Below are 9,355 nucleotides of genomic sequence, written 5' to 3'. Positions count from 1 at the left end.
CCTCGCCGTTATTTGTAAATAACGATGACACTCTCTTATTTCTAACTGAGCTAATTACCCATATAGAACTTAGATACGACACATTAGAATGTGGTGGGTGATACTGGACTTGAACCAGTGACCCTCGCCTTGTAAGGGCGATGCTCTCCCAACTGAGCTAATCACCCGCATCTAAACAACACCACATTGCTGCGTTGTTGTGGGGCGCTATTATAGATAGACTTGTAAATGTGTCAACACTTGAATGATAAAAATGTACTGAATGAAGCTTTTATAATCAATGCAATGCAAATAGTGTTCACTTTATCAACAAGGTAACATAAAACGAACAATAAGCAGCTTTGGCTAGGGGTTAAAATAACTATATTTATATTCACTAGAGCGAGTTCTGTTGCTTTTTAAGGATGAAAATTAATTCAATTTAGTGGTAATTGATTTGCCGAGTCAGGGTTGCAACCAAGAAATCAAAGTAAAGCTTTCTAGTTCAGATCATCCTGCCTATGTTATTCAATTGTTTAAACCACTCAAATTAGCAAGTTGTTTATCGCTTAGCATAGTTAAGCTTTACAATTAGCATTTAATAAAATCCAGCTAGGCTATGATGGAAGTAGGCCCGTTTTAGGAGAAAAGCAGTGATAACTCAATTTGCATATAAATGTATACCTTTTGAGTCCGATGTGAATAGGTGCTTTTAGTATTATAGGGTCGTTATGCTCAACTCAAACTTAAATGTGGCACACTTAACGAAGCTCATTGTTACTAAGTAGTATGAAAATCTACTTTTTAGCATGTATGATAGCCAGTTTGTTGAAAATTAAACCATTTAAATAATGTCGCACAAAAAACTGTTGACTTTATTTTGGGGGGTGCATAGAATGCGCCCCGCACTAAGCGATACACGACGTGGTTATCACCGAGCGTATTGAATAAGTTGGGGCTATAGCTCAGCTGGGAGAGCGCTTCGCTGGCAGCGAAGAGGTCTGCGGTTCGATCCCGCATAGCTCCACCAATTTTTAGTGTTTGTCCTAGGGTAGCAGTTTTCTGTGTCCCCATCGTCTAGAGGCCTAGGACACCGCCCTTTCACGGCGGTAACAGGGGTTCGAATCCCCTTGGGGACGCCACTTAACTTTTTAGTTAAAGGCGGTTTTACCGAGAAAATAGCGTAACACATAAAGCTCGAGTCTTTATTTGTACTATACGCCATTACCTTAAGAGCTCAGGATGTGAGTTAAACTAATCAATCGTCCTAGTGACACTTTTTAGTGTCCCCATCGTCTAGAGGCCTAGGACACCGCCCTTTCACGGCGGTAACAGGGGTTCGAATCCCCTTGGGGACGCCACTTACTATTATACAGTAGGGTAGTGTTATTAAAGCTCGTCTGAATCGAGTCTAAACTTTCAGTTGTCCTAGTGACACAGAAAATGTTTCTGAGAAGATAATGCCATTCGCCTCGCAGGCTCGGCTCATCTTACGCAGAAATAGCAAATCAGTGATTTGCAAACCAATTTCTGCGTCCCCATCGTCTAGAGGCCTAGGACACCGCCCTTTCACGGCGGTAACAGGGGTTCGAATCCCCTTGGGGACGCCACTTACTTATTTTAAGTAATCTACAAAGCAGCATGACTGCAGCACTCTCTATCCGCGAAATAATAAAGAGTGAAAAATCTCTTGGTATGCCACCTACTATTAATTAGTAATATAGCTTTTAATAAAAAGTATCTAAAATCAGTTTACCTGCATTTCCATCACTACTTCAAAACTATCCAGTGAAGTTAAAATCTCAAAATTAAATAATTTAATATAATAACTCCTATATATTATTAGTTTCTTTCCTTTCTTTATATTCAGCTTAAATATACTTCGCCTATGTTAGGGTACATATAAACGTCCAAATAAATAGGAGGTTATATGGCAAGTGGATGGGCACGCGATGGTGCAATTCAAGAACAAATTGACGCAAGCGTTAATGACGCTGTGCAGTATGCTAGAAGTAATTTAGTTTCTGGAGCCAGTGCCGAGCTATGTGAAGAATGTGATGAACCAATACCACAGGCACGAAGACTTGCGGTACCTGGGGTTAAGTATTGTGTAAGCTGCCAAGCTGACCTAGAAGGTAAAGGCGGGCTTTCAAAAGGGCTTAATCGGCGTGGCAGTAAAGACAGTCAATTACGATAAAAAGGTGCATACAGCACCTTTTTTAATATCGTATCAGAGTTGAGCTTAGATAATTAAAAAGGGGTTAGTAAACCTATTAAATAAATTTACTAAAATTTATTCATGTTCTCTTTTTTCTGAATAAGTTCAATTGAGTAGCCATCTGGATCTTTTACAAACGCAATTTCTGTTGTACCACCCTTTACTGGTCCTGGTTCACGGCTAACGTTACCACCAGCGCCCTTAATATCTTCACAGGCTTTATAAATATCATCAAACTCAATGGCGATATGACCATAGGCATTACCTAAATCGTAGCTGTCGGTATCCCAGTTATAGGTTAGTTCAAGCACTGTCGTGTCAGTTTCATCACCGTAGCCTATAAAGGCGAGGGTGTAGCGGTACTCTTCGTTATCAGCACGGCGTAACTCTTTCATACCGAGCACTTGAGTATAAAACGCAATTGATTTATCTAGATCAGCAACTCGTAACATGGTGTGTAGTAAACGCATTTAAACCCTCTTAAAATTCACATAAATTTTGATAACGCAGCCATTTTATAACGACTACCGCTGCGCTGTTAAAATATCAATAATCCGATTATAAATTATTTCTGTGAGCATCACAGTATCATCGCCATTAGTATTTATAAATTGTACAACGACTGTATCGATATCCTTATAATAACGAGCAATGCTTGAATACCCTAATACCCAACCCGTGTGTTCATACTTATAAAGTGATGCATACAAAGCTTGCTCTTGTTCGTCGAAAAAAGTGCCTTTGTTTAAAGCAAAAATAAAGTCGCCTATATCTTGTGCGGTAGCCACATAGCCTTGATCGAGTGCTTTAAAGTCATTCTCATAACCTACGTAGTAACCACTCATCAAATCTACTAAATTTATTTCATGCACTGATGAAAACGTGTTCGTTAGGCCCAGTGGCGTTAAAATTTCATCTTTAATATATTGGTTATGATCATAACCCAGTACGTTAGACATAATTTTTCGCAGCAACAAATAATTGGTATTAGAATAGCCATAATCAGCATCAGGGCTAAAGTCAGCGGGTTTATCGAGCACTAATGCAAGTGGATCAGGGTAGGTGATTGACCAATCAAAATTATCGGTGTCTGTGTAATTGGGTATGCCACTTTTGTGTTTTACCATCATTCGCAATGTAATTTTATCTGCGTTTTCAATGCGCCCAATTAATGATGGAAGATAATCAGCCAGTGTTTTATCTATATCAATACGTCCAGCGGCTGAAAGTTTGGTTAAAGCTGCTGCATCATATAACTTTCGAATGCTGCCAATTTTAAAAAGTGCATTAGGGTATGCGGGGATTTTTTGCTCTCGATCATGCCAACCATTTGCAAAATATTCAGGTTGCTGTCCTTGTTTATGAATGTAAACAATAATGCCATCAATTCCTTGTTCAATAGCCTCTTGTGTTTGTGCTTGAACGTTAGCGGGCAGTGGGTGAAAGTAATATAAAGCAAACTGCCAAGGGGCAAGAATGTATATGCTAGTAAGAGTAACAATGAGAGCTGCAACGCGCAGAAGCGTGAGCGCCTTTTTGTTCTTCAACTGTATCATTGCATTCTGGTCTCATTTATTTTTGGAGTGTGAGGATCAGCTCTTTATTCTACTAAACAGCAATATCATGTGATATTGCTGTTTAGTTATAAGGAGTTCAACTCTATTAAAATATACTTTTTACTTATTAGCTTTGCCCTTAAGAACATAGATTTCGCCATCAAAACTGCCTTGAATTGTTAATCCTTGTCCTGCAAGCTCCTTAAGATAGTCTACATGCTCTTGTGTAATATGTTGCCCCGGAACCAAAAGCGGGATGCCTGGCGGATAGGGCGTAACTAAACCGGCGCAAATGCGGTTGTTACTTTTGCTAATAGGTACCGATTCGCGCTCGCCATAAAAAGCTTCGCTTGGAATACAGGCTAAGTCTATAGCTGGTAGGTTTTCCGGTAAGCGAGAACGTCGCGTCGATGTGGCTAGTTTTACCTTGCCACTATCGAGTTTTTTCAACGCATTGTATAAACGAATGATCTTCGAACGCGTGCCGCCAAGAGTCAGTAACACCAAAATGGTACTGTGGGTGTATTTTTCTATTTCTAGGCCAATTTCATCGAGAAGGTATTTATGAATATCTTTTAATGAATAGGGTAATTCGCTAATGTCGATGAGAATCTTTAGCGGATCGTGACCCATGTTATCACCACTAAAGTGTGGAAATATTTCCATAAAATCTTGTTTACCAAGCACTTTAATTTGTTTGAGTGAAGCCATCTGTTGTTTAAATTCTTCCACATGGTTCAACAAAGCATTGAGTAACTTATAGCCTTCCATCTCCAATTGCTTTTGGCACACATCAAGCGACGCGATAAGCTGATATTTCGGCGATGTACTGGCATAAATACTGTAAATCTCGCGAAAGAAATCAGCATCGAAATCAGGATCGTTAACATGAATATAAGACGCCTGAGAAAACGCCGATACCACTTTATGCGCTGAATGAGTAACATAATCAGCGCCAGCATGAATGGCGGAATAGTAACGTAAGCTTGGATGAAACAGCGAGTAAGCAAACCACGCTTCGTCGATAAACACCTTAATACCATGTTGATGAGCAAACTCGACTACCTGTTTGAGGTCGCTCAGTAGGCCATCGTAAGTACAACCGGTGAGAACCAGTAATTTTGCATCGGTATTTTGTTCTATTGCTTGTTTTATATCAGCCAATGACGGTGGCGCAAAAATCCCATATTTAGGATTTAAAATACTCGACAAATAAATGGGTAAACTGGCTGATTGCAAAATGCCGTAGTGCACAGATTTATGGCAATTACGGTCAATAATCACTTTATCGCCCTTACGCAGCAATGTCTGCAAGATGATTTTATTTGAGGTAGACGACCCATTGGTAACGAAATAGGTATGCTTGACTTCAAACGTCGCCGCTGCTGACTCTTGCGCACGGCCAATGGTATTAGTGCTATCTGACAATGAACCTAACGAATCAACAGAAACCGACAGATCGCCCACAAACACATTACGACCATAAAACTGATAAAAATCTTTAATATAAGGGGAATTTCTAAAGCTGGACCCGCCACTGTGACCTGGAGTGTGCCATGAATCATTCGACTCACCAACATATCGGCGATATGCCGTCCAAAATGGGGTTTCTGAGCGATCATCGAAATCGTTAATCATATAACCTAAAATTGCCTCAGGGTCTGAGATTACCTCATCTTTAAAGAAGAATGACTCAATCTCCTCCGACTCATTAACGATTTCTAGCCCTTTTGTATCATCGCCAATAACATAAACGGGTAACTCAAGGCGGATCCTCTTTAGTTGCTCGATAAAGCGGCTATACATTTTCTCACCTACTTTATTTTGCACATCCCAACTAAGTACAACAGCTTGAATATCGCCATCTTCTTCTACACAGTCAAGCGCTTCTTTAAGTTCAAGACGTTCAATAATATCAATATGAATATCGCTTCGCTCAAAATTAGCAATTGTTTTTGACAAATTCGTCGAAAGCTCTTTTAAGATGCTGGGGTCTTGCTCAATTAACAATATACGAAGTAAGGGTAACATAGAGGGTCCGCACTATAATTTTATTTATGCTCAGTAGCATAACTAAAGGAATGATACTTGTGAAATTAATACTTTGAAAATGTGCCTATTACTGCTTTTAGTACGGGTGCAGATATAAGCGTTTATTTAATTAATTTGCAGTATAAGAAAGTGCAAGGTGCCAAAGTTAGACACCTGCATTAGGAAATTGTACGTATTGATCGAAGAGCACTCGCCATATGGCTATTCAGCCTTATCTTTAAACTCACACAAGTCTTCAATAATACAGCTGCCACATTTGGGCTTGCGGGCTACACAAGTATAGCGGCCATGCAGTATCAGCCAGTGGTGTACATCGACTTTGAATTCTTTGGGGATCACTTTTTCGAGTTTTTGCTCAACCGCAACCACATCTTTACCCATAGCAAGCTTGGTACGGTTTGATACACGGAATATGTGCGTATCTACAGCGATTGTCGGCCAGCCGAAGGCCGTATTTAATACTACGTTAGCAGTTTTACGGCCAACGCCAGGAAGGGCTTCTAGAGCTTCTCTGTTCTCTGGCACTTCACCGTTATGCTGATCTACCAATATTTGGCACATTTTATATACATTGGCTGCTTTGGAATTAAACAACCCAATGGTTTTTATGTAATCACGCAGCGTGTCGTGGCCAATATCTAAAATGGCTTGTGGTGTATTAGCAACCGGAAATAATTTACGAGTGGCTTTATTTACCCCAACATCGGTGGCTTGTGCTGAGAGCGTAACGGCAACTAACAACTCAAATGGGCTTGAATATTCAAGCTCCGTTTCAGGATGTGGATTGTCGTCGCGTAAGCGAGTAAGTATTTGGTGACGTTTTTCTTTATTCATGTAACTTAAAACGCATTAGCTCTATTAAGTTAATGCGTTTTCCCCTTAAGTTAAGCTAGTTACACGCGCTCTAGGGCCTTTTTCAGCTTCTGGCGGTGCGACTTGTTTTGATTTTATTTGTGCATCAATGACGTTTTTAGCGGCGATCAACAGCCCAAGCCCTAAGAATGCGCCCGGTGGTAAAATGGCCAATAAAAACTGGCTATCAAAGCTAAATACTTCAATGCGCAATATAGCAGCCCAAGGCCCGAGTAATAAATCGGCACCATCGAATAAGGTGCCTTGTCCAATCAGTTCTCGCATAGCACCAAGTACAACCAGTACCAACATAAAGCCTAAGCCCATCATTAAGCCATCAAAGGCAGATAAATGTACTGGATTTTTAGAGGCAAATGCTTCAGCACGACCAATAATGGCGCAGTTGGTTACAATTAACGGAATGAAAATCCCTAAAGATTGGTAAAGGCCAAAAGTGTAAGCGTTCATTAACAGCTGTACTATTGTTACAAAACCGGCAATGATCATCACAAACACAGGTATTCTAATATCTTTAGGTACCCAGTTACGCACTATTGATACGGTAATATTAGAGCCCACTAATACCAATAAGGTTGCTAAGCCTAAACCTAGTGCATTAGTAATTGTAGAGGTAACAGCGAGTAAAGGGCATAAACCTAATAACTGTACCAAGGCGGGGTTATTTCCCCATAAGCCTTCTTTGTAAAGGGTTTTTAATTCGCTCATGGCGTTACCTCTGGGCATGCGTTTGCTGCTGTGAACAGAGCATCAAAGTTATCTTGTGCATAAAGTACCGCGTTTTTGACTGAGCCTACAACGGCACGAGGTGTAATTGTAGCGCCAGTAAACTGGTCAAACTGGCCGCCGTCTTTTTTAACAGCCCAACGATCGTCGCTTTCGCTTTGTACTGTTTTTGTATTAAATGTGGTGATCCAGTCTGATTTTTTTATTTCAACTTTATCACCTAAACCTGGCGTTTCTTCATGTTTGGTTACCCTTACACCCGCAATGGTACCATCGCGATATACTGCACTGAGTAAGTTTATATCACCACTGTAGCCACTAGGGGTGACATGACGAATGACTAATGCCACAGGTTCGTTATCTTTTCGGGCACGATAAATAACTTGGTTGTCGTATGGCCCTAGTAATGGATCAGATATAATTACACAATCTTGCGATAGCTCATTGCTGTATTTAGAATGCGGCAATACTTCTTGAAGCTGATTAGTTAATTGTAATTGCTCTTGCTCTGCAATTTTATCAGCGGTAAGTGTATTAATTGTGGCAACGAGTCCCGTTGTTAGTAATGCAAACCCACACAATATTGCGCCATTTTTTACCATTGAAGAAATAATCATTTTACTGCTCCATGGCCATAGGTTCTGGGTTGTGTATAGTAATCGATAAGCGGTACCGCTATGTTTATTAGCAACACCCCAAATGCAACTGCATCAGGAAAACCACCAAAGGTGCGAATTAAATACACAATTAAACCAATTGCTGCACCATAAATAAGGCGACCTCGATTGGTGGTTGCAGCTGATACAGGATCGGTGGCGATAAAAAAGGCCCCCAGCATAGTCGCACCACTAAACAAGTGAAACACTACACCCGGCTCTGTACCTGGCGAGGCAATATAACCAATTGCTGCGCATAAGCTTAAGCTTGCAATAAAACTCACTGGTATATGCCAGTTAATTACTTTTGTTTTTAACAGGTAAAGGCCGCCGAGTAAGAAGGCTAAGTTAACCCATCCCCAACCTAGGCCAGTCCACTCATTAAATACGCTCTTTTGCATGCTCTCTGTCACCGTTAGTCCGTGAGCAATATCTGTTTTTAAGGTATCAAGTGGGGTAGCCATTGTGCTGCCGTCTATTCCTACTCGGAGCTGATCTAAGCTGTATCCTAACGTGGTAAAGTCGCTAAAGATTAAGCTTAACTGCTGGCTAAAAGTAATACCCGTATTAAGTAATTCTGTAACGGGTAACCAAGCAGTCATTTGCACAGGGAACGACACTAATAAAAGCACATAGGCTGCCATTGCAGGGTTAAATAAATTAAACCCTAAACCACCATATAGCTGTTTAACAATAACTATGGCAAACAAACACCCTATAACAATAATCCACCAAGGCGCTAAAGGCGGAATACTTATTGCCAATAACACACCGGTAAGCCATGCACTGCCATCGCTTAATGCAGGCCAAATAGGGCGCTTACGCATTAACATAACGGCTGCTTCAAACGCGCTTACACACACTAACGCTAATAATAATTGGATAAGGACACCGGTGCCAAAAAATACAACTTGCGCAATAACACCAGGAATACAAGCCGCAATCACAGTTAACATTAACCGTGTCACAGATTTGTGACTATGATTGTGGGGTGAACTGGCCATGGTTAGTTTCATGACTGATCATTTCCTTCTTTTTGTTGCTTTTTAGCTTTAGCGCGAGCAATAGCGGCGGCTACGGCGGCTTTCTTTTTTCTTGAGCTGTTTGCTGTGAACCTTCTGAAGGTTCATCGTTGCTTTGTGGCTCAGTGTTTTCACTTTGATTTGCTAATTCATCAGCTTGCGCTGCTTTTTTGGCTTTTGCGCGGGCAATGGCTGCAGCGACGGCAGCTTTTTATCATCGGCGGCGACAGGTGATTCACTTGCTATGTCATCGTTTGGTGTTTGCTCAGCAGCTTG

8 protein-coding genes and 5 tRNA genes are annotated in these 9,355 nt (G+C 40.8%); 5 read left to right on the top strand and 8 right to left on the bottom strand.

The window, feature by feature from the left end; genetic code table 11:
* Positions 1-91: 91 nt before the first annotated feature.
* Positions 92-167 (bottom strand) — tRNA-Val (locus tag P20439_RS14215).
* A gap of 766 nt (positions 168-933) precedes the next feature.
* Between P20439_RS14215 and P20439_RS14210 the strand changes: the two genes are divergently transcribed.
* The 5 genes from P20439_RS14210 (at position 934) to P20439_RS14190 (ending at position 2,176) form a co-directional block, all read left to right on the top strand.
* Positions 934-1,009: transfer RNA gene (locus tag P20439_RS14210), tRNA-Ala, on the top strand.
* A gap of 36 nt (positions 1,010-1,045) precedes the next feature.
* Positions 1,046-1,121: transfer RNA gene (locus P20439_RS14205), tRNA-Glu, on the top strand.
* 143 nt (positions 1,122-1,264) lie between these two features.
* Positions 1,265-1,340 (top strand) — tRNA-Glu (locus P20439_RS14200).
* 173 nt (positions 1,341-1,513) lie between these two features.
* A tRNA-Glu gene (locus tag P20439_RS14195) sits at positions 1,514-1,589 on the top strand.
* A gap of 320 nt (positions 1,590-1,909) precedes the next feature.
* Entirely contained in the window at positions 1,910-2,176 is a 267-nt protein-coding gene (locus tag P20439_RS14190; RefSeq protein ID WP_008115225.1) for a DksA/TraR family C4-type zinc finger protein, read from the top strand.
* An 89-nt stretch (positions 2,177-2,265) separates the two neighbouring features.
* On the opposite strand, the gene gloA is transcribed toward P20439_RS14190, so the two are convergent.
* From gloA to rsxD, 7 genes are all read right to left on the bottom strand, one after another.
* Positions 2,266-2,667: a lactoylglutathione lyase gene (gloA, locus tag P20439_RS14185; protein ID WP_008115226.1), complete on the bottom strand. Its 402-nt coding sequence runs from the start codon at positions 2,665-2,667 to the stop codon at positions 2,266-2,268.
* 54 nt (positions 2,668-2,721) lie between these two features.
* Entirely contained in the window at positions 2,722-3,753 is a 1,032-nt protein-coding gene (locus tag P20439_RS14180; RefSeq protein WP_008115228.1) for a serine hydrolase, read from the bottom strand.
* A 120-nt stretch (positions 3,754-3,873) separates the two neighbouring features.
* Complete coding sequence (locus P20439_RS14175) at positions 3,874-5,784, bottom strand: aminotransferase class V-fold PLP-dependent enzyme (RefSeq protein ID WP_008115231.1); 1,911 nt, start codon at positions 5,782-5,784, stop codon at positions 3,874-3,876.
* Positions 5,785-6,006: 222 nt separating this feature from the next.
* A complete protein-coding gene (gene nth, locus P20439_RS14170) occupies positions 6,007-6,639 on the bottom strand; it encodes an endonuclease III (RefSeq protein WP_008115233.1) in 633 nt (210 codons plus the stop codon).
* Between the two features lie 45 nt (positions 6,640-6,684).
* On the bottom strand, positions 6,685-7,383 hold the full coding sequence (locus tag P20439_RS14165; protein WP_008115234.1) for an electron transport complex subunit E: 699 nt from the start codon (positions 7,381-7,383) through the stop codon (positions 6,685-6,687).
* Complete coding sequence (rsxG, locus tag P20439_RS14160) at positions 7,380-8,018, bottom strand: electron transport complex subunit RsxG (RefSeq protein WP_008115237.1); 639 nt, start codon at positions 8,016-8,018, stop codon at positions 7,380-7,382. Before rsxG ends, P20439_RS14165 begins: the two co-directional genes overlap by 4 nt.
* Complete coding sequence (gene rsxD, locus P20439_RS14155) at positions 8,015-9,073, bottom strand: electron transport complex subunit RsxD (RefSeq protein ID WP_008115238.1); 1,059 nt, start codon at positions 9,071-9,073, stop codon at positions 8,015-8,017. Before rsxD ends, rsxG begins: the two co-directional genes overlap by 4 nt.
* Positions 9,074-9,355 lie beyond the last annotated feature (282 nt).

Source organism: Pseudoalteromonas sp. BSi20439 (genome assembly GCF_000241165.1).
GTDB lineage: Bacteria > Pseudomonadota > Gammaproteobacteria > Enterobacterales > Alteromonadaceae > Pseudoalteromonas.
Note: the sequence above shows the minus strand (reverse complement) of the source record. Positions and strands in the feature narration are given on the sequence as shown.